This is a genomic window from Roseomonas sp. E05, from assembly GCF_030063475.1.
Taxonomy (GTDB): Bacteria; Pseudomonadota; Alphaproteobacteria; order Acetobacterales; family Acetobacteraceae; genus Pseudoroseomonas.
In genome coordinates, this window is sequence record NZ_JASIRT010000020.1 from 22,251 (window position 1) to 48,494 (window position 26,244).

At 70.7% G+C, this 26,244-nt stretch carries 25 protein-coding genes; 14 read left to right on the forward strand and 11 right to left on the reverse strand.

Annotation, left to right across the window (positions count from 1 at the left end):
- Window positions 1-17: 17 nt before the first annotated feature.
- From QMO56_RS17810 to QMO56_RS17820, 3 genes are read right to left on the reverse strand one after another with little or no spacing between them, the layout of a single operon-like run.
- Complete coding sequence (locus tag QMO56_RS17810; protein ID WP_283527885.1) at window positions 18-1,262, reverse strand: CaiB/BaiF CoA-transferase family protein; 1,245 nt, start codon at window positions 1,260-1,262, stop codon at window positions 18-20.
- Window positions 1,259-2,005, reverse strand: coding sequence for a CoA synthetase (locus tag QMO56_RS17815; protein ID WP_283527887.1), 747 nt, complete (start codon window positions 2,003-2,005; stop codon window positions 1,259-1,261). Before QMO56_RS17815 ends, QMO56_RS17810 begins: the two co-directional genes overlap by 4 nt.
- Entirely contained in the window at window positions 2,002-2,829 is an 828-nt protein-coding gene (locus QMO56_RS17820; protein WP_283527889.1) for a CoA transferase subunit A, read from the reverse strand. Before QMO56_RS17820 ends, QMO56_RS17815 begins: the two co-directional genes overlap by 4 nt.
- Before the next feature lie 94 nt (window positions 2,830-2,923).
- Here QMO56_RS17820 and QMO56_RS17825 point away from each other — a divergent pair, with 94 nt between their 5' ends.
- Window positions 2,924-3,505, forward strand: coding sequence for a GNAT family N-acetyltransferase (locus tag QMO56_RS17825; protein WP_283527890.1), 582 nt, complete (start codon window positions 2,924-2,926; stop codon window positions 3,503-3,505).
- Window positions 3,506-3,640: 135 nt separating this feature from the next.
- On the opposite strand, the gene QMO56_RS17830 is transcribed toward QMO56_RS17825, so the two are convergent.
- Window positions 3,641-4,339 (reverse strand): dienelactone hydrolase family protein, encoded by a 699-nt coding sequence (locus QMO56_RS17830; RefSeq protein WP_283527892.1) that lies wholly within the window; start codon window positions 4,337-4,339, stop codon window positions 3,641-3,643.
- Window positions 4,340-4,517: 178 nt separating this feature from the next.
- Between QMO56_RS17830 and QMO56_RS17835 the strand changes: the two genes are divergently transcribed.
- Window positions 4,518-5,750 carry an MFS transporter gene (locus QMO56_RS17835; protein WP_283527894.1) on the forward strand — a complete coding sequence of 411 codons (1,233 nt, stop codon included), beginning with the start codon at window positions 4,518-4,520 and terminating at the stop codon, window positions 5,748-5,750.
- Between the two features lie 44 nt (window positions 5,751-5,794).
- Here the strand turns inward: QMO56_RS17835 and QMO56_RS17840 are convergent, their stop codons facing one another.
- Window positions 5,795-7,012: a polyhydroxyalkanoate depolymerase gene (locus tag QMO56_RS17840; protein ID WP_283527896.1), complete on the reverse strand. Its 1,218-nt coding sequence runs from the start codon at window positions 7,010-7,012 to the stop codon at window positions 5,795-5,797.
- Between the two features lie 190 nt (window positions 7,013-7,202).
- Here QMO56_RS17840 and QMO56_RS17845 point away from each other — a divergent pair, with 190 nt between their 5' ends.
- Window positions 7,203-7,859 (forward strand): glutathione S-transferase, encoded by a 657-nt coding sequence (locus QMO56_RS17845; RefSeq protein ID WP_283527898.1) that lies wholly within the window; start codon window positions 7,203-7,205, stop codon window positions 7,857-7,859.
- Window positions 7,860-7,880: 21 nt separating this feature from the next.
- Here QMO56_RS17845 and QMO56_RS17850 read toward each other — a convergent pair whose 3' ends face one another.
- Genes QMO56_RS17850 through QMO56_RS17865 form a run of 4 tightly spaced genes read right to left on the reverse strand, consistent with a single transcriptional unit; the run spans window position 7,881 to window position 11,258 of the window.
- Entirely contained in the window at window positions 7,881-8,768 is an 888-nt protein-coding gene (locus QMO56_RS17850) for a beta-xylosidase (RefSeq protein WP_283527900.1), read from the reverse strand.
- Entirely contained in the window at window positions 8,765-9,529 is a 765-nt protein-coding gene (locus tag QMO56_RS17855; RefSeq protein ID WP_283527902.1) for a TIGR04290 family methyltransferase, read from the reverse strand. The genes QMO56_RS17850 and QMO56_RS17855 overlap by 4 nt, the downstream gene beginning before the upstream one ends.
- Complete coding sequence (locus QMO56_RS17860) at window positions 9,526-10,164, reverse strand: histidine phosphatase family protein (RefSeq protein ID WP_283527904.1); 639 nt, start codon at window positions 10,162-10,164, stop codon at window positions 9,526-9,528. The genes QMO56_RS17855 and QMO56_RS17860 overlap by 4 nt, the downstream gene beginning before the upstream one ends.
- Before the next feature lie 11 nt (window positions 10,165-10,175).
- Complete coding sequence (locus tag QMO56_RS17865) at window positions 10,176-11,258, reverse strand: inositol-3-phosphate synthase (protein ID WP_283527984.1); 1,083 nt, start codon at window positions 11,256-11,258, stop codon at window positions 10,176-10,178.
- A gap of 509 nt (window positions 11,259-11,767) precedes the next feature.
- On the opposite strand from QMO56_RS17865, the gene QMO56_RS17870 reads away from it, so the two are divergent.
- From QMO56_RS17870 to QMO56_RS17920, 11 genes are all read left to right on the forward strand, one after another.
- On the forward strand, window positions 11,768-12,883 hold the full coding sequence (locus tag QMO56_RS17870; RefSeq protein WP_283527906.1) for an NAD(P)-dependent oxidoreductase: 1,116 nt from the start codon (window positions 11,768-11,770) through the stop codon (window positions 12,881-12,883).
- Window positions 12,880-13,980, forward strand: coding sequence for an SDR family NAD(P)-dependent oxidoreductase (locus tag QMO56_RS17875; protein ID WP_283527907.1), 1,101 nt, complete (start codon window positions 12,880-12,882; stop codon window positions 13,978-13,980). Before QMO56_RS17870 ends, QMO56_RS17875 begins: the two co-directional genes overlap by 4 nt.
- Window positions 13,981-14,050: 70 nt before the next feature.
- The gene (locus tag QMO56_RS17880; RefSeq protein WP_283527909.1) at window positions 14,051-15,142 is read left to right on the forward strand and encodes a glycosyltransferase family 4 protein; all 1,092 of its coding nucleotides are present in this window, start codon (window positions 14,051-14,053) and stop codon (window positions 15,140-15,142) included.
- The gene (locus QMO56_RS17885) at window positions 15,139-16,251 is read left to right on the forward strand and encodes a glycosyltransferase (RefSeq protein ID WP_283527911.1); all 1,113 of its coding nucleotides are present in this window, start codon (window positions 15,139-15,141) and stop codon (window positions 16,249-16,251) included. Before QMO56_RS17880 ends, QMO56_RS17885 begins: the two co-directional genes overlap by 4 nt.
- Window positions 16,248-17,351: a glycosyltransferase gene (locus QMO56_RS17890; RefSeq protein ID WP_283527913.1), complete on the forward strand. Its 1,104-nt coding sequence runs from the start codon at window positions 16,248-16,250 to the stop codon at window positions 17,349-17,351. Before QMO56_RS17885 ends, QMO56_RS17890 begins: the two co-directional genes overlap by 4 nt.
- Window positions 17,348-18,508, forward strand: a complete 1,161-nt coding sequence (locus tag QMO56_RS17895; RefSeq protein WP_283527915.1) for a glycosyltransferase — start codon at window positions 17,348-17,350, stop codon at window positions 18,506-18,508. Before QMO56_RS17890 ends, QMO56_RS17895 begins: the two co-directional genes overlap by 4 nt.
- Window positions 18,495-19,514 carry a UDP-glucuronic acid decarboxylase family protein gene (locus tag QMO56_RS17900; protein WP_283527917.1) on the forward strand — a complete coding sequence of 340 codons (1,020 nt, stop codon included), beginning with the start codon at window positions 18,495-18,497 and terminating at the stop codon, window positions 19,512-19,514. Before QMO56_RS17895 ends, QMO56_RS17900 begins: the two co-directional genes overlap by 14 nt.
- Before the next feature lie 18 nt (window positions 19,515-19,532).
- Complete coding sequence (locus QMO56_RS17905) at window positions 19,533-21,269, forward strand: hypothetical protein (protein ID WP_283527919.1); 1,737 nt, start codon at window positions 19,533-19,535, stop codon at window positions 21,267-21,269.
- Between the two features lie 377 nt (window positions 21,270-21,646).
- The gene (locus QMO56_RS17910; RefSeq protein WP_283527920.1) at window positions 21,647-22,348 is read left to right on the forward strand and encodes a catalase; all 702 of its coding nucleotides are present in this window, start codon (window positions 21,647-21,649) and stop codon (window positions 22,346-22,348) included.
- 25 nt (window positions 22,349-22,373) lie between these two features.
- A complete protein-coding gene (locus tag QMO56_RS17915) occupies window positions 22,374-22,925 on the forward strand; it encodes a PAS-domain containing protein (RefSeq protein ID WP_283527922.1) in 552 nt (183 codons plus the stop codon).
- Window positions 22,926-22,960: 35 nt separating this feature from the next.
- Entirely contained in the window at window positions 22,961-24,265 is a 1,305-nt protein-coding gene (locus QMO56_RS17920; protein ID WP_283527924.1) for a bifunctional diguanylate cyclase/phosphodiesterase, read from the forward strand.
- Here the strand turns inward: QMO56_RS17920 and QMO56_RS17925 are convergent.
- Window positions 24,210-24,407, reverse strand: coding sequence for a hypothetical protein (locus tag QMO56_RS17925; protein WP_283527926.1), 198 nt, complete (start codon window positions 24,405-24,407; stop codon window positions 24,210-24,212). The genes QMO56_RS17920 and QMO56_RS17925 overlap by 56 nt on opposite strands.
- A gap of 166 nt (window positions 24,408-24,573) precedes the next feature.
- Complete coding sequence (locus QMO56_RS17930; protein WP_283527928.1) at window positions 24,574-26,208, reverse strand: FGGY-family carbohydrate kinase; 1,635 nt, start codon at window positions 26,206-26,208, stop codon at window positions 24,574-24,576.
- Window positions 26,209-26,244 lie beyond the last annotated feature (36 nt).

The window sequence follows — 26,244 nt, forward strand, 5'->3', positions numbered from 1 at the left end:
ATCCGGAGGGCGGCGGCTCAGCGCCGCTTCTCGAGCAGGATACCCTCGGCCTTCAGCGCCGCGATCTCCTCCTCCGAGAAGCCGTGCTGCTGCAGCACCGCCTCGCCATGCTGGTTGAAGGCGGGCGGCGCGGCGCGGGTGCCGCCCGGCGTGCGGGAGAGCTTGATCGGCGTGCCCAGCGCCCTGAAGCTGCCGAGCTGCGTCACCATCTCGCGGTGGGCGGTGTGCGGCTCGGCCAGCGCCTCGTCCACGTTCAGCACCGGGCCGGCGGGCAGGCCGGCGGCCAGCAGGCGGTCGCAGAGGCTGTGGCCGTCCTCGCTGGCGAGGCGCTCCTCCAGGATGGCGGTCAGCGCGTCCCGGTTGGTGACGCGGTCGCCGTTGGTGCGGAAGCGCGGATCGTCCGGCAGCCCCTCCAGGCCGAGAAAGGCGCAGAACTTGCGGAAGGCCGGGTCGTTGCCGCAGGCGACGAAGATCTGGCAGGTGCTGGTGCGGAAGGCCGAGTAGGGCGAGATGTTCGGGTGCGGGTTGCCGGTCGGCTTCGGGCGCTTGCCGTTCAGCAGGAAGTTGGCGGCATGCGGGTGCAGCAGCGCCATGCCGCAGTCATGCAGCGTCATGTCCACATACTGGCCCTGGCCGGAGCGGGCGCGCTCCTGCAGCGCCATCAGGATGCCGATGGCAGAGTAGAGGCCGGTGGCGAGATCGACGACGGGCGTGGCCATCCGCACCGGGCCGCTATCGGGCGTGCCGTTGATCGACATCAGCCCGACCATGGCCTGCACGATGGCGTCGTAGCCCGGCAGGCCGCCGCGCGGGCCGGTGGCGCCGAAGCCGGAGACGCGGCAATGCACCAGCTGCGGGAAACGCCTGCTCAGCACCTCCTCGTAGCCGAGGCCCCATTTCTCCATCGAGCCGGGCTTGAAGTTCTCGACGAGCACATCCGCGTCTTCCAGCAGGCGCAGCAGCACCTCGCGGCCCTGCGGCTTGCCGAGGTCGAGCGCGATGGAGCGCTTGTTGCGGTTGACGCCGATGAAGTAGCTGGCGGCGGCGCCGGATTCCTCGGGGCCGAAGGGCGGGCCCCATTCGCGCACCTCGTCGCCCTGCGGCGGCTCGATCTTGATGACCTCGGCGCCATGGTCGGAGAGGATCATGGTGCAGTAGGGGCCGCCGAGCACGCGCGTCAGGTCGATCACCTTGAGGCCGGCCAGGGCGCCGGCGGAACGGGCGAGGCCGCTGCCTTCATTCATCGGGAGGGCGTCGGTCATGCGGCGGCTTTCCTTCCAAACACGCGGGCACAGAAGTCGGGGTAGGTTTCCAGCATCTCCTCGCAGACCGGGCCGCGCAGCAGGGCCAGTTCGGCCTCGCTCGGGTCGGGGGTGGCGGGGAGGCTGGCCGGCTCGTCATAGCCGAAACCGGTGGCGGCGCGGATGCTGGCGGCATCCTCGCCGGGGCTGGTGCTCTCCAGGGTGAAGCGGGCGCGGGCGGGATCGAAGCGGAAGATCGCCTTGCCCGTCACCAGCGCCTGGGCGGTGCCGCGGCGGAACACGCCGGGCGGCGAGACGCCGGGGGCGGAGATGTTGTCCACCCGCGGCACCAGCACGCGGGGCGAGTGCTCCTCGCGGAACAGGATGGTGCGCGGCGTCATGAAATACATGAAGGCGCTGCCGAAGCTGCCGGGGAAGCGCACGCCCTGGCCGGGCCATTCGCCCGTGCCGACGAGGTTGATGTTGGCCTGCCCGTCGATCTGCCCGCCGCCGAGGAAGAACAGGTCGATCCGCCCCTGGCCGGTGAGGTCGAACAGCTCGCGCGTGCCCTCGGTGAAGGGATTGCCGCTGCGCTTGTGCAGCAGGGAGAGGCGGACGTCGTGTCCCTGCTTCTTCACCAGCCAGCAGGCTGCCGCCGGGATGGGCGAGGCGGCGCCGACGGCGATGTGCCGCGCCGGCGGGGCGGCGGGGTCCAGGATCAGCCGCGCCAGGGCGGCGGCCAGGCGCTCCTCGGGCTGGATCATGCCGCGGCCTCCTGGCGCTTGCCGAAGACGTGCTCGTCCAGCCAGGCGTCGAAGCCCTCCTGCGTGCGGGCGGCGCGGGCATAGGCGGCGACGGAGTCGGCGTCGAAGCCGTATTCGTCGAGCAGGGCGGCCGGCTGGGCGCCGCGCTCGGCGATGGCCACCGCGTCGATGTAGGTGGCGCTGATGGTGCCGGGAGCGAGGCGCTCATCCTCCAGCAGGTTGCCCTCGTGCAGGCGCTCCACCGTCACCAGCGCGCGCTTCGCGGCATGGGCGATGGTGGCGCATTCGCGGCGCCGGCCCAGCCAGACATTGCCATGGCGGTCGGCCATGGCGGCGTGGAACAGGGCGAAGTCCGGCGCGAGGGCGGGCAGCAGCACGATCGGGTCGGTGCCGGGAGGCGCGAAGGGATTGTCGATGACGCGCCAGTCCGGCCGGTTGGCCAGGATGTCGCTGCCGATGATGCCGCGGAGCGGCATGAAGGGCACCCCCTTTTCCGCGGCCTGCAGCATGGTGTGGATGGCCGGGCAGGTGGCGTCCCGCACGGTGATGCGGCCTTCCTTCAGCGCCGCGGTGAAGCGGGGGGCAAAGCCGGCCTCGCCGAGGCTCACCGCGCTGGTCTGCACCTCCGCGACGCAGCCGGCGCCGATCAGCAGGTCGGTCGCGAAGCCGGAAACCGGCACGCCGAGCAGGCGCAGGCTCTTGGCGCCACGGCGGATCAGTGCCTTGGCGAGGGCGACGGATGGCAGGGAGTTGTCCGGCGGCAGGGCCACCAGGGCACCATCGGGCACCATCGCGGCCAGGGCGTCGACGGATTGCGCAATCATGAAGCAGTTCCTCCGCGGCGCACCATACCCCGTTCGGCGGACAGGGACAGGGGGTATGGTATCCGGTGCCGGAGCGGCTAGGCTGTGCCGCATCATGCCCGAACCCGTCACGCTCAACGGCCCGCGCCTTCGCCTGCGCCCCTGGCGCGAGGCGGACCGCGAGGCGCTTGCCGCCATGAACGCCGATCCGGCGGTCATGCGGCATTTCCCGGCCACGCTGAGCCGCGCTGAATCCGACGCCTTCATGGACCGGATCAGCGCGCATTTCGCGGCGCACGGTTATGGCTTCTGGGCGCTGGAACGGCACGCGGCGCCGGGGGTGATCGGCCTTTGCGGGCTGGCCCGGCTGCCCTGGGAGACGATCCCCTGGGAGACGCCGGCCGATCCGCCGGTCGAGATCGGGTGGCGCCTGGCCTCACCCTTCCAGCGGCAGGGCTATGCGGAGGAGGCGGCGCGCATCGCGCTGGCGCATGGCTTCGGGCCGCTCGACCTGCCGGAGATCGTGGCCTTCACCCTGCCGGACAATGTCCGCTCCTGGGGGCTGATGGAGCGGCTGGGGATGCGCCGCGCCGGCGCCTTCGAGCATCCCCGCCTGCCGGAGGGTCACCCGATGCGGCGGCACCTGCTCTACCGCCTGCGGCGGTCGGACTGGATCGAGGCGGCACTCGGGGAATAGGAAAGAGGTTGGGGGAAAGAATTCCCCCAAGCCCCCTCTTCTTTTTGTCAGTTTGGCGCTGCGCTGGCCGCCCGGGCTGGAAAAATCGGTGAAAAAAGATGGGGGTCTGGGGGAGTTCTTTCCCCCAGACCTGCTTTATCCAAGACAGCGCGCCAGCAGTTCAGCGGTGCGGCCATTGGCGATGGTGGCGGCGCGGCCATCCCAGGAGTGTCCGCCCATGCGGGCAAAGGCATGGTCCACGCCCGGATAGACGTGCAGCGCCACCTGGCTGTTGCCGGCCAGCTCCGCCTGCATCTTCTTGCGCGCTTCCTCGGGCACGAAGCGGTCCTTCTCCGCCACATGCATCAGCAGCGGCTTCGAGATCCTGTCCTTGTCGCCCAGGAGCTGGTCGATGCCGACGCCATAGTAGGAGATGTTGCAGTCGGCGTCGGACTGGGCCGCCATCATGAAGGCGAGGCGTCCGCCGAGGCAGAAGCCCATGGTGGCGGCCTTGCCGTTGCAGCCCGGCAGCGTGCGGGCGGCGGCCAGCGTCGCCTTGAGGTCCTCGATGCCCTTGGCCTGGTCGAAGCCGTTCATCAGGGCGAAGGCGCGGTCCCACTCCTCCTTGGTGGCGTCGGTGATCTGGATGCCGGGCTCCTGCCGCCAGAACAGGTCCGGGCACACGGCGATGAAGCCCATGTCGGCCACCCAGTCGGAGAGGGCCCGCATGGCGTGGTTCACGCCGAAGATCTCCTGGATCATCACCACCGCGCCGGCCGGAACCTGCCTGGGCATGGCGAGATAGGCGCCGAAGCTGCCGCTGCCGTCGGACGCCTGGATCGTGATTTCGGGCATGGGTCGGTTTCCTGCCTGTCGGGACTGAAGGGGCGCAGGATACCGGGATGCGCAGGATGCGGAAGCCGGGGCGGTTCATGCTTTCGCTAGATGCAGCAATGATGTGGGGCGGCGCGGAAATCTGGTGATAATCCGCAACGAAATCGCTTTGTGCGGCACCAGGAAAAGGCACCGGCGCATGACCATTCCCGATGAGCGTCGATGGGCCGTGCTGGCCCTCGTCTTCGCAGCGCGGGTGGTGATGGCGGCGCAGCTGCAATCGGTCGGCGCGCTGGGTGCGGCCCTGTTGGACGATCCCGCGCTTGGCCTGGGCTATGGCACCCTGGGCCTGCTCATCGGCGCCTATCTGCTGCCCGGGATCTTCGTCGCCCTGCCGGCAGGCCAACTGGCGCTGCGCCTCGGCGAACGGCGGATGGTGCTCCTTGGGCTCGGGCTCGTCATCCTGGGAGGGCTGGGACTTCCCCTGGCGCCGGACATTGGCATGGCGCTGGCCGCGCGAACGGTTTCGGGTGCCGGGGGAGCACTTCTCAACGTGGCGCTCTCCGCGATGGTGATGCGCCGCTTCCAGGGCGCCAGCCTTGCTCCGGCCATGGGGGTGTTCCTGGCCGGCTATCCCCTTGGCCTTGCGGGAGCGCTCGTGACCCTTCCGCTGGGGGCGGCCGCCTTCTCCTGGCGTGCGGCACTCATGGTGCTGATGGTGCCGGCAGGGCTGACATTCGGCGCCGCCGCGCTGCTCCTGGATCGGCGGCGCAGCCTGGCCTCGGCAGGGCGCCAGGTGGCGGGCAGCACAGCAATGCTCGGCCTTGCCGCCGGTGAAATGGCGCCTGTGGCGGCAGCCGGCGTGGCTTGGGGCGCGCACAACGCCGCCTTTGCGATTCTGCTGGGATTTGCGCCGGCCCTGCTGGTGGAACAGGGGGCCTCGGCGGGCATGGCCGGCGCGGTGGCCAGCCTGGTCGGCTGGATCTCCATTCCGCTGCTGCCGTTCGGGGGCGCCATCATGGAGCGCACCGGGCATCCGCAGGGCGCCAGCATGGCCTGCCTGTTTTCCGCGGCTCTGGTGGTGGTGGCCCTGATGGCGGGGACGCTGCCCCCAGTGGCCGCCATGCTGGCCGCCGGGCTTCTGCTGACGCCACCCGCGGCAGTGCTGGTGTCGCTCCCCGCGCGGGTGGTTCCGGCCGAGCGCCAGCCGAGGGCCATGGGCCTGTTCTATACGCTCTTCTATGCCTGCATGGCGGTGCTGCCGCCCCTGGCGGGCTTGTCTCGCGATGCGTCGGATTTCCAGGCGGCGCCGATCCTGGTGGCTGCTGCCCTGCTGGCGGCGGCGGGGCTCGCGCTGACCGCCTACGGCGCTTCGGCCGCGCGGCTGCGGCCCGGACCTGCGGACCCCGGCCCCGTCATCCCGAGGCGATGAGGGCGGACGTTCCGGCGGGACGTGGTTCCGCCCCGCCGGAGGGATCAGTTCGCTTCCTGGATGGTCTCGCGCACCAACGGATAGACCTCGGTGGCCCAGCGGCGTCCGCTGAACACGCCATAGTGGCCGGCGCCCGTCTGCAGGTGGTGCCGTCGCATCGGGGCGGGAAGGCCGCTGCAGAGGTCGAGCGCCGCGGCGGTCTGGCCGATGCCGCAGATGTCGTCCCGCTCGCCCTCGACCGTCAGCAGCCGGGTGCGGCGGATCAGTTCCGGCCGTACCGGGCGGCCGTGATGGGTGAAGCGGCCGAGCGGCATGTCGTGCTCCTGGAAGACCGACTTCACCGTCTCCAGGTAGAATTCCGCCGGCAGGTCCATCACCGCCAGGTACTCGTCGTAGAAGCGGCGATGCGCGTCGGCCAGCTCCGAATCGCCGCCGACGACGTTGCGGTACTGCTCCAGATGCGCCCGCACATGCCGCTTCATGTTCATGGACATGAAGGCGGTGAGCTGCAGCGCGCCCGGATAGACCTTCCGGCCGCCGCCCCTGAAGCGCCAGGGGACGGTATCCACCAGGTTCTTCTCGAACCACTCGATGGGGTGGGACTGCGCCAGGGCATTGACCTTGGTGGGGCTGGCGCGGGTGTCGATCGGCCCGGCCATCAGCACCATGCTGCGGGGCGTGGCGGGATTCTTCGCCTCCGACATCACCGCCACCGCCGCCAGGACGGGCACGGCCGGCTGGCAGACCGCCAGGATATGACCGCCCGGGCCCAGCTCCTCCTGGAAGCGGATCACGTGGTCGATGAACTCGTCCATGCCGAAGCGGCCGGCGCGGACGGGCACCTCGCGGGCATTGGTCCAGTCGGTGATGTAGACGTCGTGCTCCGGCAGCAGGACCTGCACGGTGTTGCGCAGCAGGGTGGCGAAGTGGCCGGACATGGGGGCCACCACCAGCACCTTGGGCTGCGGCGTGTCGATATTCTTGCGGAAGTGGAGCAGGGTGCCGAAGGGGGTGGAGAAGACCTCCTCCTCCTCAACCATGACCTCCTGGTTGTCGACCTGCACGGAAGCGAAACCGAAGGCCGGGCGGATATGGGTGAGACCGGTGCTGCCGAGCAGTTCCAGTGCGGCGGTGAACTGGCGCACTGGATAGGTTTCCGGCCTTCCGTTGTCGAAGTGGCGCAGGATGGCGCCCGTGCCCTTCGCGAAAATCCGGATAGGAGCCATCAGGTCCTGCTGGGCCTGATACATCTGGTACATCATCCGCCGGAGCCTCTCCCGCCCTCAGTGTCTTGCCGAACAGATGGCCAGCGATTTTGCCGCCCCAGCAACAAACGGTCGCAAAATCCAGTTTTTTGCCGTGCCCGACCATTGTCTTCGATCTTCTATGACCATTCCGTCAAGCCTGTGGCGCGCCTATGGTTGCAGTCCTGAGGCGTCAGGGAGTGTCACCATGCGTGGAGCCAGGCTTCTGATCAGCAGCCGCAACTACTCCTCCTGGTCCTTGCGGGGATTCCTGCTGTGCCGCCTCTCGGGGCTGCCCTTCGCCGTCGTCACCGCTGCGCCCGACGACCCGGCGGTGAAGGCGGAGCTGCTGCAGCGCAGCCCGACCATCCGCCTGCCAAGCCTGCTGCTGGGCGATATCACGGTATGGGACACTCTGGCGATTGCCGAGCACCTCAACGAAACCTGCCCGGAAGCGCGGATGCTGCCGGAGGAGCCTTCGGCGCGGGCGCATTGCCGATCGATCTCGGGTGAGATGCATTCAGGCTTCGCCGCGCTGCGCTCTTCACTGCCACTGAACATACGAGCGCGGCGGCCGGGTTTCAACCTGTGGTCGGGTCCGCGGGCGGATATCGCCCTGATCCAGCAGATCTGGCAGGGCTGCCTGGAGCGCTGGGGCGGACCCTGGCTGTTTGGCACCCGCCCGACCATCGCGGACGCGATGTATGCCCCGGTCGCCAGCCGCTTCCTGACCTATGATGTCGCGCTCGCCCCCGCCTGCGCCGCCTATCGGGGCCACATCCTGGCCTGGCCGGACATGGCCGAGTGGATGGCGGAGGCGGAGCAGGAGCCGGAGGCGATCGAGGAACTGGAAGTGGAGTTCTGAACGCCGCCCCGGGGGCGGGTCTCAGCCGGCGTAGCGCCGGATCATGCTGCCACAGAACTCAGCGAACTCCTCCGTCACCTGCGGCGGGCTGGTGTGGTGGGGCGCGATGCCGCGATGCTCCGGGGTGAAGCAGAAGGTGACGGTGACGTCGAAATCACGCAGCGCCTCCATCTGCCGGTCGAACCAGGCGAGCGCGTCGGGGCGGAAGCTGTCCGCCCAGGAGAGGCCGGTGCGCATGTAGCGGACGCCGAGGCGCTTCATCCAGGCCACCGCATCGTCCAGCCGGTGGTCCTGGTAGTGGAACCACTGGCACAGGCCCATGTAGCCGCCATGCTCGGCGAAGGCTTCCGCGGAGGGCTTCGGCGAGCCGTCCTCGCGCAGCAGGCCCATGTAGAAGTGGCGATAGTAGGAGGAGCCCTCGGCCTCGCGGTGGCGGGTGGTGGCTTCCCAGGTGCTGGGCAGGTCGTAGAGGCTGTACCAGTGGACGCGCGGCGCCTGGCCCTTCAGCAGCTCGGCGGTGCGGCGCAGGCCCCAGGCCTGCACCTCCTCGGCCCCGAAGCTGGAGACGCCCACCTCGGAGACCCAGACCGGCAGGTCCGTCACCGCCTTGATCTCGGCGATCTTGGCCGGCCATTCCTGGATCTGCCAGAGATTCCAGTCGAGCGGGAAGCCGTGCACGGCCACGGCGTCCATTTCCGCCAGCGTGCCCCGCGCGCCCATCTTCTGGATGAAGACGGGGTCGATCGGCGAGATGCCGCCGAGCACGCGCGGCAGGCGCGCGTTCTCCGCCCGGATCGCCTGGCCGGCGAGGCGTGCCATCCCGGCGAAGAGCTCCCAGTCCGGGTCGAGCTCACGGTCCCAGTGGGACTTGTTGTTGGGCTCGTTCCAGATCATCGCGGCTTCGATCATCGGCTGGGCACCTTCGCGGGATAGACGGCGCCGGTCCCGTAGGGGGGCTGGGCGCGGCGGCAGAGATAGACCTCACGGTCTGCACGTTCGAGGATCTCGAAGCCGGCGTTGCGCAGCATGGCCTCGGCGCAGGCGCGGTTCGGCACCCACCAGTTGGTCACGTCACCGGCGTAGCGGTGCTCGATGAAGTGCAGCTTCGGATAGGCCGGCGCGTCGAAATGCGCCTCCTCCTCGAAGGGATAGTCGGCGGCAACCTCCGCCACGTCCATCGAGCCGCGCTGCATGCTCTGGAACAGCAGCAGATCGCCGACGACATGCTCGTGGATCAGGTCCAGCGCCAGCAGCGGGTGGCGCAGGTGGTAGAGCACGCCCATGAACAGCACGAGGTCGAAACGCTCGCCGAGGGAGGCGACGTCATAGACCGAGAGCTGGCGATACTCGACCTCGAGCCCAAGCGTCTCGGCGGCGAAGCGGGCCTGGGCGAGATAGCGCTCGTCGCTGTCCACGCCGAGCACGCGGCGGGCGCCGCGCCGCTTCATCTCCAGCGAGAAGAAGCCGCCGTTGCAGCCGATGTCGAGCACGCTGAGCCCGGTGAGGTCCTGCGGCACGACATGCGCGAAGTGCTGCCAGACCTGGGCCGGGTAGTCGCCGAGGAAATGGTCGGGGGCGGTCCAGACGCCGTGAAGATTGATGTTGTGAAACCACTCGCCGAGCGCCGCGGCGCCGCTGCGGATGACCTCCGGAGAGAGATTCTTGTTCATGTGGCGTCTCCGCTGCCATGCCGGCCCTGACAGGAGATGTCATGGGCCAGATCGTTCATCGCCAGGACCTTTCCGCCTCCCGGCCAGATGGCCAGCGTGGTGAGGGAGGCGGGGCCGATCTCGAAACGCTCGTAGGATTGCAGGGGTGCACCCAGGTAATGCGCCAGGATGGCCTTGATGATGTCGCTGTGGCTGACCACCGCAACGGCCTGTCCGGCATGCCGCGGCAGCAGGGCGGCGATGCCGGCCACGGCGCGCGCCTGCGCGGCCCGCATGGCCTCCCCGCCCGGCGGAGCCGCCTGGTCGCGCTGCGTGTTCCAGAAGTGCCACTGCGGATCATCGTCCAGCGCTGTGAAGCTCCGGCCGGTCCAGTCGCCGAAGTCGATCTCGTTGAAGGCCTCGTCCACCCCTGGCGCCAGCGCGGTGATGCGGCCGATGGCCTCCGCCGTCTCGCGGCAGCGCTGCATCGGGCTGGTACGGATCGCAGCGAGGCCGAGCGGTGCCAGCCGCGCGGCGAGGCGGGCCGCCTGCGCCCGCCCGGCCTCGCCGAGCGCGACGCCTGCCATGCGGCCGCAGAGAATGCGGTCCACGCGGTCATGCGCCGCGTGGCGCAGCAGATGAACCGTCGCCGCCACCGTTCCGGGATTCACTCCAGTCCGTCGATGAAGCGCTGCGTGCGCTCGCGCGCCTCGCCGTCGGTGAACTGCTGGGGCGGCGACTTCATGAAGTAGCTGGAGGGTGCGGTGATGGCGCCGGCGATGCCGCGGTCCATCGCCAGCTTCGCGCAGCGCACGGCATCGATGACGATGCCTGCCGAATTTGGCGAGTCCCAGACTTCCAGCTTCAGTTCGAGGCTCAGCGGGACGCCGCCGAAGGCGGTGCCCTCCAGGCGGATATGCGCCCATTTGCGGTCGGTCAGCCAGGGGACATGGTCGCTGGGGCCGATATGCACGTCGCCGGCGGGGAGGGGGACGTCGAGCTGACTGGTGACGGCGCGGGTCTTGGAGATTTTTTTCGACTCCAGGCGCTCGCGCTCCAGCATGTTCTGAAAGTCGGTGTTGCCGCCGAAGTTGAGCTGGTAGGTCCGGTCCAGCCGCACGCCGCGTTCGCGGAACAGGTTGGCGAGAACACGGTGGACGATGGTGGCGCCGACCTGGCTCTTGATGTCGTCGCCGATGATCGGCAGGCCGCGCGCCTCGAAGCGCGCACGCCACTGCGGGTCGGAGGCGATGAACACCGGCACGCAGTTGACGAAGGCGCAGCCGGCTTCCAGCGCGCGCTCGACATACCATTCCGTCGCCGCCTGCGAGCCGACCGGGAGGTAGGAGACCAGGACATCGGTGCCACTGTCGCGCAGGATGGCAGCCACGTCGGCGACGGGCGCATCCGATTCCTCGATCTCGTCGCGGAGGTAGCGGCCGAGCCCGTCCAGAGTCGGTCCGCGCTGCACGATGACGCCTGTGGGTGGCACCTCGGCGAAGCGGATGGTGTTGTTCGGCCGCGCATGGATCGCCTGCGCGACGTCCAGCCCGACCTTGCCGGCATTCATATCGAAGGCGCAGGCGACCTCGATGTCGCGGACATGGTAGCCGCCGAGATCGGCATGCATCAGCCCCGGCACCGGCTCGTTCGTGGAGGCCTCCCGATAATAGGCCAGCCCCTGCACGAAGGATGCGGCACAGTTCCCGACACCAACGATACCGACTCGCAGCGGTCCCGATCCCACCAGTTGGCCTCCAATTTCCCCACGTGGCACTGCCAAGGCTGATGCAGCCGGAGCGGATCGTCAAACGCCGGCACGGCGAAGAACGCTGCAGGTCCGGCTACGTTCCGCCGGCGCTAAGTGACGATGGCGCGGCGGTGCTGGCAAGCTTCTTTGTTCCTGCGCGCCCCACATTTGCGTGACGAGAGCAGGATATTCTCACAATTCAGTGTGAAGGAAACTTCCTGAAACGCGGCATGTCGGCGTCGAGTTAAGGCGTTGTCTCGGCTTTTCCAGAAGCGCGGCAGAGCATGTCCGATCAGGGCCGGTGGCCGGCAAGGATGTTCGCGCGCGGGAACACGAGGCACGATGCCGCCCATGTGGTTGAAGCATTTACAGAGTGGTGTGAAGAAACTGTGATCGGGCGGCGCGGTGCGACTTGCGGTTCTACTACTTAGAAGAAGGTGAACGGAAATCGGATCAGCAGATTCGCTGCCTGGCTCTGCCTCGCAGTGTAGCATACCGGGAGTGGGTGCGTGAAAGAGACCATCCTGATTACGGGCGGGGCAGGGTTCATCGGCTGTCATGTCGCGCGGGCGCTGCTGCGGCGCGGCTATCATGTCCGCGTCCTGGACAGCCTGCTCAGGCAGGTCCATGGCGAGCGCACCGAGCCGGCGCTGCTCGATCGTGACGTGGAGTTCATGATCGGCGATGTGCGCGACGAGGTCGCGTTGAGCCGTGCGCTCCAGAATGTGGACCGTGTGGTGCATCTCGCGGCCGAGGTCGGTGTTGGCCAGAGCATGTATGCCGTCGAGCGCTACGTGTCGGTCAATGACTGCGGGACGGCCGCACTGTTCCAGCAGCTGATCGACCGGCCGGTGAAGCGCGTCGTTGTCGCCTCCTCGATGAGCATCTATGGCGAGGGTCTCTACCGCGACGCGGAGGGCCGGCTGCACGAGGACGTCATCCGCACCCCGCGCACCGCGCCGGACGCGCCCTGGGATCCGCTGGACACGCAGGGGCGGCCGCTGGTGCCGGTGCCGACGCCGGAGAGCAAGCGTCCCGTGCTCGCCTCGGTCTATGCCATCACCAAATTCGCCCAGGAGCGGCTGACGCTGACCCTGGCGCCGGCCTACGGCATGGAGGGGGTGGCGCTGCGGCTGTGGAACGCCTACGGGCCGGGTCAGGCGCTCTCCAACCCCTATACCGGCGTGCTCGCCATCTTCGCTTCGCGCCTGCGCAACGGGCAGCGGCCGATGATCTTCGAGGATGGCCAGCAGCGGCGCGACTTCGTGCATGTCGAGGATGTGGCGCGCGCCTTCGTGCTGGCGCTGGAGCATCCGCGCGCGGCGGGGCAGGTCTACAATGTTGCCAGCGGCCAGGACCGCACGGTGGAGGAGGTGGCGCTTTCCCTGGCGCATGCCATGGGCCGGCCGGAGCTGACGCCGGAGATCATGGGCAAGACGCGCAGCGGCGACATCCGCCACAACATTCCCGACATCAGCAAGATCCGGCAGGAGCTGGGCTACAGCGTCTCGCGCGACTTCGAGCAGGATCTGCGCGAGCTGGCGGAATGGGTCGCTTCGCAGCAGGCGGAGGACCTGGTGCAGCAGGCCCGCAGCGAACTCGAGACGCGGGGCCTGGTGGCGTGAATCTCCCGTCCTCCTCCCTTGAGGCGCCGGCCATCCTGTCGCGGCGCGTGGTGCTGGTCACCGGAGGAGCCGGCTTCATCGGCTCCAACCTGGCCGACCGGCTCGCGGCGGACGGCCATGACGTGCTGGTCTTCGATGCGCTGGCGCGCCCCGGCGTCGAGGCCAACCTGCACTGGCTGAAGACGCGGCACCCGGAGCGCATCACCGCGCGCATCGCCGATATCCGCGAGGAGGCGGCGGTGGCGGAGGCGGCGCAGGACGCCAAGGTGGCGTTCCATCTCGCCGGGCAGGTGGCCGTCACCACCAGCCTCACGGATCCGCGCGACGACTTCGACGTCAACCTGCGCGGCACCTTCAACCTGCTCGACGCGCTACGCCGGCAGGGCAGGGCGGTGCCGCTGGTCTTTGCCAGCACCAACAAGGTCTATGGCGCGCTGTCCGACGTCACGCTGGAGCGCGGGGAGGAAGGCTACCGGCCGGTGGACGCGGCGCTGCGCAGCCATGGCATCAGCGAGGCGCGGCCGCTCGACTTCCACACGCCCTATGGTTGCTCGAAGGGCGGCGCCGACCAGTACGTGCTGGACTTCGCCCGCAGCTTCGGCATTCCGACGGCGGTGCTGCGCATGAGCTGCATCTACGGCCAGCGGCAGATGGGCACCGAGGACCAGGGCTGGGTGGCGCATTTCCTCATCCGCGCGCTGCGCGGCGAGCCCATCACCATCTTCGGTGACGGCTATCAGGTGCGGGACGTGCTGCAGGTGGGGGACGCCGTGGCGGCCTATCTCGCCGCCTGGAAGCGCATCGGCGCGGTGGCCGGGCGCGCCTTCAACCTGGGTGGCGGGCCGGGGAACGCGGTGAGCCTGCGGCAGGTCCTCGCGGTCATCGAGGAACTGGTCGGCCACCGCATCGCGGTGGAGTATGCCGACTGGCGCGCCGGCGACCAGCGCTACTACGTTTCCGACACGCGGCTGGTGCAGCGCGAGCTGGAATTGCGGGCGCCGATGCCGTGGCGCGCCGGCCTGGCCGAGCTGGCGCGCTGGCTGGGCGAAGCGCAGGCCCTGCGCAAGTCGGCGGGCGTGGCTGAGGCCGCGCGATGAGGGACAGGGTGGAGGCGGTGTGTTGCGCAGGCTAGATCCGCCCGCCGCCTCCCCGGCTTTACGGCTGCTCATGACGGCGGACGCGGTGGGCGGCGTCTGGTCCTATGCGCTCGACCTCGCGCGAGGTCTGATCGGCGAGGGCGTCGAGGTGGTGCTTGCGGTGCTCGGGCCGGCGCCGGGCGCGCGGCAGCGGGCGGAGGCGGCGGCCATTCCCGGGCTGCGCATCGTCGAGACTGGGCTGGCGCTGGAATGGACGGCTGAGGATGCGGCCGCAGTGCTGGAGGCCGGCACCCGCCTCGCGGCGCTGGCGCGGGCGGAAGGCGTCGGCCTCGTGCATCTGAACAGCCCGGCACTTGCGGCAGGCGGCGCCTTCACCGTCCCGGTGGTCGCCGCCTGCCATTCCTGCGTCGCCAGTTGGTGGGAGGCGGTGCGGGGTGGCCCGCTGCCGGCGGATCTCGCCTGGCGCAGCGCGCTGGTGGCGGAGGGCTACCGCGCCGCCGGGCGGCTGCTGGCGCCCAGCGCCGCCTTCGCCGCCACCACCGCCCGGCTCTACGGCCTGGCCGAGCCGCCGCGCGTGGTGCACAACGGCCGTGCGCGGCCGCCGGCTGCACAGCCTCCCGCGGCGCTGCCGGAGCGCTTCGTCTTCGCCGCCGGGCGGCTGTGGGACGAAGGGAAGAATCTTGGCCTGCTGGACGGGATCGCCGCACGGCTCTCCCTGCCGGTGGTCACGGCCGGTGCGCTCGCCGGTCCGCAGGGCGGCGCCATTGCGCTGCCGAATCTGCGCAACCTCGGCTCCCTCGACAGCGGCCAGATGGCGGCGTGTTTCCGGGCCGCCAGCCTCTTCGTCTCGCCGGCGCGCTACGAGCCCTTCGGCCTTGCGGTACTGGAGGCGGCGCAGGCGGGCTGCCCGCTGGTGCTGTCCGACATCGGCAGCTTCCGCGAGATCTGGGGCGAGACGGCGGAATACGCGAACCCCGATGACGGCTCCGGCTTCGTCGCCGCCATCGAGCGCCTGCTGGGCGACCCGGCGCTGTTGCGGCGCCGGGGCGCCGCAGCGGCAGAGCGGGCGCAGCGCTACACGCCCGCGGCCATGGCCCGGGCGACGCGGGATCTCTACCGCGCCGCGCTGTCGCCACAACACTGCCAGGAGGCCCACGCGTGAGGATCGTCTATTTCACCCATTCGCTGGAATCCTGCTGGAATCACGGTAATGCGCATTTCGTGCGCGGCGTGCTGCAGGAGCTGCAGCATCGCGGGCATGCGGTGCTGGCCTTCGAGCCACGCAACGGCTGGAGCCTGCAGAACCTGCTGCAGGACCATGGCGAGGCCGGCCTTTCCGCCTATCGCGCCGCCTATCCGGACCTTGTCGCGCGGCCTTTCGACGCCCTGGCGGACTGCGCGGCGGCGCTCGATACGGCGGATCTGGTGATCGTGCATGAGTGGAACACGCCGGAGCTGGTCGGCGCGCTCGGCCGGATGCGCGCGCGGGGAGCGCGGTTCACGCTGCTGTTCCATGACACGCATCACCGCGCCGTCAGCGATCCCGCGGCGCTGCGGAGCCTGCCGCTCGATGACTATGACGGCGTGCTCGCCTTCGGCGCGACGCTCGCTGAGGTCTACCGCGACTGGGGCTGGCGCGATCGCGTCTGGGTCTGGCACGAGGCCGCCGATACCCGCCATTTCCGCCCGCTGCCCTCCGCCACGCCGCGTGAGGGGCTGGTCTGGATCGGCAACTGGGGCGACGACGAGCGCAGCGAGGAGCTGGAGAGTTTCCTGCTGCGGCCGGCAAGCACCGTCGGGCTCCCGCTCGACATCTACGGCGTGCGCTATCCCGAGGCGGCGCTGGCGGCGCTGCGGCGGCATGGCGCGCGCTACCATGGATGGCTGCCGAATGCCGCGGCGCCCGAGATCTTCGCGCGTCATCTCGCCACCGTGCATGTGCCGCGCCGCTTCTATGTGCAGATGCTGCCGGGCATCCCGACCATCCGTGTCTTCGAGGCACTGGCCTGCGGCATCCCGCTGGTCTGCTCGCCATGGGAAGACGCGGAGGCGCTGTTCCGGCCCGGCCGCGACTATCTCGTGGCGCGTGACGAGGCGGAGATGGAGCGGCACATGGCCGCTCTGCGCGATGACGCCGCCCTGCGGGAATCGCTGATCGCCAGCGGCCTTGAAACCATTTGCGCCCGCCACAGTTGCGCGCACCGGGCGGAGGAACTGCTCGGGATCGTCGCCACCTTGCGCGCCGGCCACACCGCGGAGACCGCCGCATGAAGATCGCCTTCTACGGATCCAGCCTGCTGTCCGCCTACTGGAACGGCGCGGCCACGTATTACCGTGGCATGCTGCGCGACCTGGCGGGGCGCGGCCACGCGATCACCTTCTACGAGCCCGACGCCTTCGACCGGCAGCAGCACCGCGACATCGAGCCGCCGGACTGGGCGGAGGTGGTGGTCTATCCAGCCACCGAGGCGGCAGCGCGGGGCGTCATTGCCGAGGCGGCCGACGCCGATGTGGTGGTGAAGGCCAGCGGCGTCGGCGTCTTCGACGATCTGCTGCTGGAGGGCGTGATGCAGGCCAGCCGGCCGGAGGCCATCCGCATCTTCTGGGACGTGGACGCGCCCGCCACCCTTGCCGAGATCGGCGCGGCGCCCGAGCATCCGCTGCGGCGGACCCTGCCGCTGCTCGACCTGGTGCTGACCTATGGCGGCGGGCCGCCCGTCGTGGAGGCCTATGAGGGCTTCGGGGCACGGCGTTGCGTGCCGGTCTACAACGCGCTGGACGCGGAGACGCACCATCCGGTGCCGGCGGAGCCACGTTTCGCGGTGGATCTTGCCTTCCTCGGCAACCGCCTGCCGGACCGGGAGGCGCGGGTGGAGCAGTTCTTCCTGGAGCCGGCCGCCGCGCTGCCGCAGCGCAGCTTCCTGATCGGCGGCAATGGCTGGGAGAGCAAGGCCATGCCGCCGAACGTGCGGCATATCGGCCATGTGCGGACGCGCGACCACAACGCCTTCAACACCTCGCCGCTGGCGGTGCTGAACATCGCGCGCGACAGCATGGCGAGGACCGGCTTCTCGCCGGCCACTCGCGTCTTCGAGGCGGCCGGGGCGGGAGCCTGCCTGATCACCGATGCCTGGGTCGGGCTGGAGCTGTTCCTGAAGGAAGGCGAGGAGGTGCTGGTGGCGCGCGACGGCAAGGATGTCGCCGAGCATGTCGCCGCGCTGACGCCCGAGCGCGCGCGGGCCATCGGCGAGGCGGCGCGGGCGCGCATCCTGGCCGGCCACACCTATGCGCTGCGCGGCGCACAGGTGGACGCGCTGCTGCGCGAGGAAGCGGCGCGCAAGGCGGCCTCGGCGGCGCGGAGCGCGGCATGAGCGCGGCGCCGCTCAACATCGTGGTGCTCGGGCTGAGCCTGTCCTCCTCCTGGGGGAACGGCCATGCCACGACCTATCGCGCGCTGCTGCGCTCCTTCGCCGCGCGGGGCCACCGCATCCTGTTCCTGGAGCGCGACGTGCCCTGGTACGCCGCGCATCGCGACCTGCCGCAGCCGGATTTCTGTCGGCTCGAATTCTACGGCGACCTCGACGGACTCCGCATCTGGCACGAGGCCATCGCCGAGGCGGATGCCGTCATCGTCGGTTCCTACGTGCCGGAGGGCGTCGCGGTCGGCACGGTGGTGCAGCGCGTGGCGCGCGGCGTCACCGCCTTCTACGACATCGACACGCCCGTGACCCTGGCCAAGCTGGCGCGCGGCGACGAGGAATACCTCTCCCCCACGCTGATCCCCGGCTACGATCTCTATCTCTCCTTCACCGGCGGGCCGACGCTGGACCGGCTGATGCGGCAGTACGGCTCGCCCGCGGCGCGGCCGCTCTACTGCTCGGTGGACACCGAGGCCTACCGCCCGCTGGAGGTCGCGCCACGCTGGGATCTCAGCTATCTCGGCACCTACAGCCCGGACCGTCAGCCCACGCTGGAACGGCTGCTGCTGGAGCCGGCGCGGCGCGCGCCGGAGCTGCGCTTCGTCGTCGCCGGGCCGCAATATCCGGCGGAGATCGACTGGCCGGCCAATGTCGAACGGCTCGACCATGTGCCGCCGGCCGAGCACCCCGCCTTCTACGCTGCCAGCCGCTATACGCTGAACGTCACGCGCGCCGACATGATCCGCGCCGGCTGGAGCCCCAGCGTGCGGCTGTTCGAGGCCGCCGCCTGCGGCACGCCCGTCATCTCCGACCGGTGGGACGGGCTCGACACGCTGTTCGCGCCGGGCACCGAGATCGTGCTGGCCGACACCGCCGCCGATGTGCTGCACGCCCTGCGCGCGCAGCCGGAGGCGGCGCGACGGCGGCAGGCGGAGGCGGCGCGCCAGCGCATCCTCAGCGGTCACAGCGCCGCGCACCGCGCCGCCGAGCTTGAGTCCTACATCCGGGAAGCCGGCGCCCGCGCGCCGCTGCCCGAACCCGCCTTCGCGGCGCTGCACGGTGCGGCGCCGCACTCCTTCCCGCAGGTGGACGTCCATGAAGAACGGTAAGGTGAAGCACGTCCTGGTGGCCGGCGGTGCGGGCTTCCTGGGTTCGCATCTCTGCGATGCGCTGCTGGCGCAGGGGGACCATGTGGTCTGCGTGGACAACCTGCAGACCGGCCAGTCCAGGAACCTGCGCCACCTGGAGAACGAGCCGCGCTTCAGCTTCGTCGAGGCCGACGTCATCGACCGTCTGCCGGCCCGCGCGCTGCCGCGGCATCTCGACCGCGTGTTCAACCTGGCCTGCGCGGCCTCGCCGGTGCAGTACCAGGCGGACCCTGAGCATACGATGCTGACCAGCGTCATGGGCACGCGAAACCTGCTGCGCCTGGCGGAGGCGCATGGCGCGCGCTTCCTGCTGGCCTCGACGAGCGAGATCTACGGCGACCCGGAGGTGCATCCGCAGGTCGAGACCTACTGGGGCAACGTCAATTCCACCGGTCCGCGCGCCTGCTACGACGAGGGCAAGCGCGCGGCCGAGGCGCTGGCCTTCGACTTCGACCGCGCCCATCGCGCCGAGGTCCGCGTCGCCCGCATCTTCAACACCTACGGGCCGCGCATGCGGGCGGATGACGGGCGGGTCGTCTCCAACGTCATCACCCAGGCGCTGGAGGGGGCGGACATCACCGTCTATGGCGACGGCAGCCAGACCCGCTCCTTCTGCTACGCGCATGACCTGGTGGACGGGCTGATGCGTCTGATGGCCTATGAGAGAGACCAGCCCGGCGCCGTCAACCTCGGAAACCCGACCGAGCTGACGGTGGCGGAGCTGGTCGAGCGCGTGCTCGGTATGGTGGACACGCGCTCCAGCATCATCCATCAGCCGCTGCCGGTGGACGATCCGCGCCGCCGACGCCCCGACATTTCCCGTGCGCGCGAGCTGCTCGGCTGGCAGCCGCGCACCACGCTGGTGGCCGGGCTGCAGTCCACCATCGCCTGGTTCAGCGAGCTGATGCGGCAGCCCGCGCTGAGCAGCTACGGCGCGGGTGCCGAGGCCAGCGCGACGCTGCGCTGAGCCGCCGCCGGCCGGCGCATGATCGTCTATGGCGATGCCGTCCGGCAGGAGGACCCGCAGGCGAGGCTGCGCGCCCTGGCGGCGGGCCTGCGGCAACTCGCCGGCCTGCCACCGGGCATCCGGCGCCATGGCGCACTGGCGGCCCGCTTCATCGAGGCGGGAGAACTGGCGCAAGGGCTGGCGGATGCGGAGTTCGCCCTGCGCGGCGAGGACGCGCCCTCCGCCCTGGCGGAGGCCGGCACGGCGCTGCTGATGGGCCTGGCGGCGGCGCTGCAGGCCTCCTGGTCCAGCGGATTCCGCCACCTGCCGCCGCTGCCGGAGGCCATCCTGCCCGGCCCGCTGCCCGACAGGATCGCGCCGAAGCGCATGGAGGGCTTCAGCTTCTATGCCCTCTACCCGGAGGCCTATCTGCAGGCGGCGAGGGAATCCGGACTGGGTGCGGAAACCGGCGTCATCGGGCTGCGCAGCATCGGCCTGCCGCTGGCGGTGCTGGTGGCCACCGCGCTCGGCGCCGCGCCGCCGGTCAGTCTGCGGCCGGTCGGGCATCCCTTCGAACGGCGCCTCCTGCTGTCCGGCGAGCTTCGGGCAAGCTTGCTGCGGGGGCAGGGGCCGTACGCCATCGTGGACGAGGGGCCGGGGCTTTCCGGCAGTTCCATGGGAGCGGTGGCGGACCTTCTGGAGGAAGGGGGTGTCGCGCCCGCGCGCCTGTATTTCTTCCCGAGCCATGCGGGGGCGCCGGGCGTGCAGGCCAGCGCGCGGCACCGCGCCCGCTGGTCCGCCGCGTCGCGCCATCTCTGCGACTTCGACCGGCTGGTGCTGAATGCACCGCCTCCCGCCCATCGCCTGGAGCACTGGACTGCCGACCTGACCGGCCCGGCCGATGGCCCCCTGCGCGACCTTTCCGGCGGCAACTGGCGGGCGCTGCGCTATGGCGGGAATGCGCCCTGGCCGCCGGCCAATCCGCAGCAGGAGCGCCGCAAGTTCCTCCTGCGGGCCGGAGGGCGGCCCTGGCTGCTGAAGTTCACCGGGCTCGGCCCGGAGGGAGAGGGCAAGGCGCGCCTGGGGCGGATGCTCTCGGAAGCCGGGCTGGTCCCGGCGCTCGCGGGCTACCGGCATGGCTTCCTGGTCTCCGCCTGGGAGGAGGGCGCGCGCGGGCTGGACCAGACGCCGCGCCCGCCAGCCGCGCTGCTGGCGCCGATGGCGCGCTACCTGGCCTTCCGGGGCCGCCACTTCGTGCGCGAGGGCGGGGGCGCCAGCCTGGCGGCGCTCTGGGACATGGCCTGCCACAACACGGCCGAGGCGCTGGGCGAGGCGGCGGCCCGCGCGCTGCGGCAGCGGCAGCCGGACCTGCCCCGCCTGGAACGGCGCCTGCGCCGGGCCGCCGGCGACAACCGGCTGCATTCCTGGGAATGGCTGGTGCTGCCCGACGGCCGCCTGCTGAAGGCCGATGCCCTGGACCACCATGCCGCGCACGACCTGATCGGCTGCCAGGACCTCGCCTGGGACCTGGTGGGCGCCGAGGTGGAACTCGGGCTCGATTCCGGGATGCTGGCGGCGGCGGTGGCGACGGAAGCGGGCCATGCGGCCGACCCGGCGCTGCTGGACGGCTACCGACCCTGTTACCTCGCCTTCCAGCTCGGCGCTGCCAGCATGGCCGCCGCAGCCTGTCAGGACATGCCGGAGGAGGCCGCGCGCCTCGCCGCCGCCGCCGCGCGATATGCCGGGCTGCTGCGCCGGCTGATCGAGACCGTTTGATCTGAGGGGAGGCGCCGGACAGCATCCCCGGTCAAGGTTTCCTTCGCAATTGGCTCCCTACGCTCTCCGGCGAGCAGGGGAGGGGCCATGGCGGGCCAGGCGTTTTCAGATGACGAGGCAGGGACTGCATGGGCGCGGCGCGGCATCCTCGGCGCCTTGCTGGGAAGCGCCGCGATGGCCGGGGTGGCCCGCACCGCGCAGCCCGGCCGCTCCGAGGTTCCCGCGGGCATCGTCAGCGCCTTCGACACCCTGTTCCACGGGCCGCATGCGGGCGCGCGGGCGGTGCATGCCAAAGGCCTGCTCTGCCGGGGCAGCTTCCTGCCACACCCGGAGGCGCCGCGCCTGAGCCGCGCCCCCCCCATGTCGCCGGGGGCGCCGTGCCGGTGCTGGTCCGGTTCTCCAACTTCGCCGCTGTGCCCGGCCTGCCGGATGGCGACCCCGCCGCCAGCCCGCGCGGCATGGCGATCAAGTTCCTGCTGCCCGACGAGGTGGAGACGGATATCGTCGCCCACTCCTATGACGGCTTTCCCGCGGCGACGCCGGAGGCCTTCCTCGCCTTTCTGCGCGCCCTGCCCGATCCGGCGGCGCTGCAGGCCCTCGCCGCTGTCAGCCCGGCGGTGCGGATCTTCCTCGACGATCCCAAGCCGGCCCCTGCGAGCTATGCGACGGAAGCCTATTTCGGCGTCAATGCCTTCCGCTTCAGCAATGCGGCGGGCGAGGCGCGGTTGGGGCGTTACCGGATCCTGCCGCTGGCCGGCTTGCGGCACCTGAACGCCGAGCAGGCCGCCGCCCGCCCGGCCCACTATCTCGCCACCGAGCTGCGCGACCGGCTGATCCGGAGCGACGCCGCCTTCCGGCTCCAGGTGCAACTCGCCGGGCCGGGCGACCCCACCGATGACGGCACGCGGCCCTGGCCGCAGGACCGCCGCTCGCCGAACTCGGCACCCTGTCCCTCCAGGCCCTTGCGGAGCCGCGGGATGCCGCCCGGCGCGAGCTCCGCTTCATTCCGACCAGTTTCGTCGCCGGCATCGCCCCTTCGAATGACCCGATGCTGCTGGCGCGGACCCAGGCTTATCTGATCTCTTCCGAGCGGAGGGCGGCGCCATGAGGTGGCGGCTGCTTCCGGGTCTGCCGCCACTGCTCGTCCTCGCGACCGGCGCGCTGGCCGGCGACGCGGAAATCCCGGTCGCGCAGCGCGACCGCGCCTTCTCGGTGGCCGAGCTGGCTGTGCCGCGCGGCACGGTGCTGCGCTTCTCGAACGAGGATGAGTTCCCGCAGCAGATCAATGCGCGTGGGCCGGAGGTGGAGATGGGCTCGGACCTGCAGGCGCCGGGCGAGATCCTGCGCCTGCCGCTTCCGGCGGCGGGCAGGGTCGAGATCCGGTGCGGCATTCATCTCATGGTGAACCGGCGCTTCGCGGAGATGTTCGGCGCGCCGGCGCCGGGGGCAGCCCCGGGCGAGATGTTCGCCGCCGAGGGGCTTGCCGTCCTGCTGCCGCCGCCCGGCACACCCGCGATGAGCGCCCTGACCTTCACCGCTCAGTTGCCTGACGAACGCTGGATCTCCGTCGTGCATCGCCCGGTGGAGGGCGGCGGCTGGGTGGCGACCTGTGAGGATGTGACGGAGCGCAAGCATGCCGAGGCGCGCCTCGCCTGACCGGCCCGACCAACCGGGCGGGCTTCCGGGAGCACATGATGCGGGCGCTGGCGCGGGTGCGGCGCGGCGAGGGGGTGGCGGTCCTCTGCCTGGATCTGGACCGCTTCAAGGCCGTGAATGACAGCCTCGGACATCCGGTGGGTGATGCGCTGCTGCAGGCCGTGGCGGTGCGGCTGCGCGAATGCGTGCACGAGACCGATCTGGTGGTGCGGCTTGGTGGGGATGAGCTCGCGGTGGTGCAGGAGGGCGCGTCGCAACCGGCGGAGGCCGCCGCGGCCGCCACCCGCATCATCGTCGCCCTCTTGGCGCGCTTCGACGTCGCGGGGCACCAGGTCTCGGCCGGAGACAGCATCGGAATCGCCCTGGCGGGCCCCGGGAGCACCGATGCGGATGCGCTGATGCGCTGCGCCGATCTCGCCCTCTATCGTGCGAAGGAGGACGGGCGCGGCACCTTACGGTTCTTCGAACCCGGCATGGACGAGCAGATGCGTGTCCGGCGGGAGCTGGAGGCGGATCTTGGCGCCGCGCTCGGCCAGGGCGAGCTGGCACTGTTCTATCAGCCGCTGATGGACACCCAGCGGGGCTGCGTCGGCGGCTTCGAGGCGCTTCTGCGCTGGCAGCACCCGGTCCGGGGCACTGTCTCGCCTGCGGTCTTCATCCCGCTCGCCGAGGAGACGGGCATGATCATGGCGATCGGCGCCTGGGTGATCCGGAAGGCCTGCGCCGATGCGGCCCGCTGGACGGCTCCGGTCAAGGTCGCGGTGAACCTCTCGCCCGTGCAGTTCCGCGACCGCTCCCTGCCGCACATCGTCGCCGAGGCGCTTGCCGAGAGTGGGCTGGCTCCGACGCGGCTTGAACTCGAGATCACCGAATCCCTCCTGCTGCTCGATGACGAGAAGGTCCTGGAGATCCTGCACGGGCTGCGGGCGCTGGGCGTGCGCATCGCCATGGACGACTTCGGCACCGGCTACTCGTCCCTGAGCTACCTGCGGCGCTTCCCCTTCGGCAAGATCAAGATCGACCAGTCCTTCGTGCGCGGGATGATGGAGCAGAAGGACTGCGCCGCGATCGTGAGCACCGTGGTGAGCCTCGGCCGGCTGCTCGGCATGTCCGTGAACGCCGAGGGGGTCGAGACGCGGGAACAGTTCCTCGCCTTGCGGGAGCAAGGCTGCGGCGAGGTGCAGGGCTACCTGTTCAGCCCGCCCCGGCCGGCCAGCGAGGTGGCCGCCATGCTCGACGGCATCGGTCAGGCCGTGACACAGGAGCCCGCCTTGGCCGGCCCGCTCAGTCCCGCCGGCGGATCAGCTGCGCCACGGCCATCAGCAGGATGCCCAGCGTGATGATCCCGGAGGTCGCCGGGTCCTCGTAGATGAAGTCCATGAAGGCCCGGGGGATCCACAGCAGGGTGTCCCAGCCGATCAGGCGCGCCGCGATGCCCAGCGCCACGAGCAGACTTCCGATGAACCAGAGCCTCGCCGCCATCATGTCCTTCCTTCAAGCCGACGCAGCGGCGGGGATGCCCAGCCAGGATCCGGGCGCTCTCCATGTGGTCGGCCTGGGGCGGTGGAGGAAGAAGGGCGCCCGGTGATCGGGCTGGGCCAGGAGCGCCGCCCCGGGCCCCGCCCTTCTCGGAAAGGCCGGATGCGCGTCACGCCGGGGTGCGCATCAGGGTGCGGTAGTCCATCTGGTCGGCATGCATGCGCTGGAAAACGGCGTATTTGGCGTCGTGGTGGCGGCGCACGGCCGCCTCGCCGGGAGCCAGCACCTTGCCGGCGCCGCTCATTGCCGCCATGGCGTCGGGCAGGCTGGCATGCGCGCCGCCGGCCACGGCGCCGAGCATGGCGGCGCCCAGCAGGATGGCCTCCGGCTCGCGCGGCAGCACCACCCGGCAGCCCGTGGCATCCGCGTGCTCGCGCAGGAAGACCGGGTTCTTGGTGCCGCCGCCACAGGCCAGCACGGTATCGATCGCATAGCCCTCGGCGTTCATCGTCTCGATGATGTGCCGCGTGCCATAGGCGATGGCCTGGATGGTGGCGAGATAGAGCAGGGCGAGGTCGTCCGCCGTCGCCGAAAGGCGCAGGCCGGAGATCATGCCGCGCAGCGAGGCATCCGCGCGCGGCGAGCGGTTGCCGTGGAAGTCCGGCATGACATGCAGGGATTCCGTCAGCGCGGCGGGGAAGGGAAGGCCCGCAGCCAGCCCATCCAGCCGCTCGTTCAGCAACTGGTAGATGGTGGCGCCGCGACGCTGCGCCTCCTCTGCCAAGGCGGGATAGGCGGCATGGGTCAGGATGATGTGGTCCACCAGGCTGCCGGTGGCGGATTGCCCGCCCTCATTCAGCCAGAGGTCGGGCAGCATGGCCGAATAGTAGGGCCCCCAGACGCCCGGCACGAAGCGCGGCGCCTCCGAGACCGCCATGTGGCAGGAGGAGGTGCCGCCGATCAGCGCCAGCCGGTGGCGCAGAGCCTCGCGGTCCGGCGCCGCGCCGTCCAGCGTCACGCCGATCACGCCGAGGCCGCCGGCATGCGCGTCGATCGCCGAGGCGCCGACGGGAATGCCGGGCGGCAGGCCAAGCATGGCCGCCGCCTCGGCGGAGAGGCTGCCGAGCAGGGCGCCGGGCGGCAGGATCTCGGTGCCGATGCGGCGGAAACCTTCCTCCGCCAGGTCCCCGAGGCCGATGGCACGGAAATAGCCGCCGTCCCAGCGATCCTCCTGGCCGAGATAGGTCCATTTGCAGACGGTGGAGCAGAGCGAGCGCGTCAGGCTGCCGGTGGCGCGCCAGGTCAGGTAGTCCGGCAGGTCGAAGAAATGGGCGGCGCGGCGCCAGGTCTCCGGCAGGTTCTCCTTCAGCCAGAGCAGCTTCGGCGTCTGCATCTCCAGCGAGATGCGGCCGCCGACATAGCGCAGCACCTCATGATCGCCGGCATTGATGCGGTCAGCCTGCGCCTCCGCGCGGTGGTCCATCCAGACCACCACGTCCTGCCCGGGAGCGCCGTCGGGGCTGATGGAGAGGGGGCGGCCGGCTGCGTCCAGCACCACCAGGGAGCAGGTGGCGTCGAAGCCGAGGCCGCGCACCCGCGCGCCCGCCAGCCCGGCCAGGGCGCCGCGCACGGCGATGCAGACGGCGGCCCAGATGTCCTCCGAGGACTGTTGCACATGGTCCGGCGCCGGGCGCCACAGGCGGATGGGCTGCACCGCCTGGCCGAGCATGGTGCCGTCCAGCGTGAAGGCGCCCGCGCGGGCGCTGCCGGTGCCCACATCGACGCCGACGACGATCTCCTGCATGGCGCTCTCCTCGGCTGTGCTGGTCTGCGGGCGGGG

Bases quoted from the DNA above. Each gene is read 5' to 3' on its own strand.
- QMO56_RS17915 (WP_283527922.1), top strand. From the start codon at position 22,374: ATGAGGTGGCGGCTGCTTCCGGGTCTGCCGCCACTGCTCGTCCTCGCG.
- QMO56_RS17855 (WP_283527902.1), bottom strand. From the start codon at position 9,529: ATGAACAAGAATCTCTCTCCGGAGGTCATCCGCAGCGGCGCCGCGGCG.
- QMO56_RS17835 (WP_283527894.1), top strand. From the start codon at position 4,518: ATGACCATTCCCGATGAGCGTCGATGGGCCGTGCTGGCCCTCGTCTTC.
- QMO56_RS17825 (WP_283527890.1), top strand. From the start codon at position 2,924: ATGCCCGAACCCGTCACGCTCAACGGCCCGCGCCTTCGCCTGCGCCCC.
- QMO56_RS17830 (WP_283527892.1), bottom strand. From the start codon at position 4,339: ATGCCCGAAATCACGATCCAGGCGTCCGACGGCAGCGGCAGCTTCGGC.
- QMO56_RS17905 (WP_283527919.1), top strand. From the start codon at position 19,533: ATGATCGTCTATGGCGATGCCGTCCGGCAGGAGGACCCGCAGGCGAGG.
- QMO56_RS17925 (WP_283527926.1), bottom strand. From the start codon at position 24,407: ATGGCGGCGAGGCTCTGGTTCATCGGAAGTCTGCTCGTGGCGCTGGGC.
- QMO56_RS17880 (WP_283527909.1), top strand. From the start codon at position 14,051: ATGACGGCGGACGCGGTGGGCGGCGTCTGGTCCTATGCGCTCGACCTC.
- QMO56_RS17850 (WP_283527900.1), bottom strand. From the start codon at position 8,768: ATGATCGAAGCCGCGATGATCTGGAACGAGCCCAACAACAAGTCCCAC.
- QMO56_RS17840 (WP_283527896.1), bottom strand. From the start codon at position 7,012: ATGATGTACCAGATGTATCAGGCCCAGCAGGACCTGATGGCTCCTATC.
- QMO56_RS17890 (WP_283527913.1), top strand. From the start codon at position 16,248: ATGAAGATCGCCTTCTACGGATCCAGCCTGCTGTCCGCCTACTGGAAC.
- QMO56_RS17900 (WP_283527917.1), top strand. From the start codon at position 18,495: ATGAAGAACGGTAAGGTGAAGCACGTCCTGGTGGCCGGCGGTGCGGGC.
- QMO56_RS17895 (WP_283527915.1), top strand. From the start codon at position 17,348: ATGAGCGCGGCGCCGCTCAACATCGTGGTGCTCGGGCTGAGCCTGTCC.
- QMO56_RS17930 (WP_283527928.1), bottom strand. From the start codon at position 26,208: ATGCAGGAGATCGTCGTCGGCGTCGATGTGGGCACCGGCAGCGCCCGC.
- QMO56_RS17815 (WP_283527887.1), bottom strand. From the start codon at position 2,005: ATGATCCAGCCCGAGGAGCGCCTGGCCGCCGCCCTGGCGCGGCTGATC.
- QMO56_RS17810 (WP_283527885.1), bottom strand. From the start codon at position 1,262: ATGACCGACGCCCTCCCGATGAATGAAGGCAGCGGCCTCGCCCGTTCC.
- QMO56_RS17820 (WP_283527889.1), bottom strand. From the start codon at position 2,829: ATGATTGCGCAATCCGTCGACGCCCTGGCCGCGATGGTGCCCGATGGT.
- QMO56_RS17845 (WP_283527898.1), top strand. From the start codon at position 7,203: ATGCGTGGAGCCAGGCTTCTGATCAGCAGCCGCAACTACTCCTCCTGG.
- QMO56_RS17920 (WP_283527924.1), top strand. From the start codon at position 22,961: ATGATGCGGGCGCTGGCGCGGGTGCGGCGCGGCGAGGGGGTGGCGGTC.